Annotated in this window: 2 protein-coding genes; both read left to right on the top strand. The window is 45.6% G+C overall.

Annotation, left to right across the window (positions count from 1 at the left end; all coding sequences use genetic code 11):
* The coding region (locus tag KGF65_RS17220) for a transposase (RefSeq protein ID WP_253956194.1) at window positions 1-278 on the top strand (278 nt) is incomplete at its 5' end.
* A 53-nt stretch (window positions 279-331) separates the two neighbouring features.
* Window positions 332-533, top strand: a 202-nt coding sequence (locus tag KGF65_RS17475; protein ID WP_232310846.1) for an IS3 family transposase, incomplete at its 3' end; no start/stop codon positions are given.

Below are 533 nucleotides of genomic sequence, written 5' to 3'. Positions count from 1 at the left end.
GTCTCTCAAAAGGAAGGAATTTTTACATGCCAACTCGTTACGACAAAGAATTCAAACAAAACATCATCAACCTATATAAACAAGGCGAATCAGCCGCCCAACTGGCCAGAGAATATGGCATTGGCTATTCAACCGTTCATAAGTGGATCCAGGGCCAAGCCAAAACTCAATCCGGTAAATCGCCAGACGAAATTAAAGCGATGGAAAAGCGGCTGGCTTCCCTGTCTGAGGAGAACGAAATCCTAAAAAAAGCCCTGAGCTTCCTTGCGCAGAAGTAACCAATATTTTTGATTACATTCACCAAGAAAGCCATCACCACCAGGTAACTAAGATGTGCCGAATCCTCGGTGTTTCCAGAGCTCAGTATTATCGTTATCGATCCCCAAAGCCTTCAAAACGCCGGGCCGAAGATGAGGACTTAAAACAACGGATTCTGCGGATCTTTGCGGAATTCAAGCAGCGATACGGCGTTATGAAGATCCACCATGAATTGAATCTGGAACTTCAACCACTGCAACGTCGGTGCAGCCCAA

It is taken from the genome of Lactiplantibacillus sp. 30.2.29 (genome assembly GCF_018991255.1).
GTDB lineage: Bacteria > Bacillota > Bacilli > Lactobacillales > Lactobacillaceae > Lactiplantibacillus > Lactiplantibacillus pentosus.
Note: the sequence above shows the minus strand (reverse complement) of the source record. Positions and strands in the feature narration are given on the sequence as shown.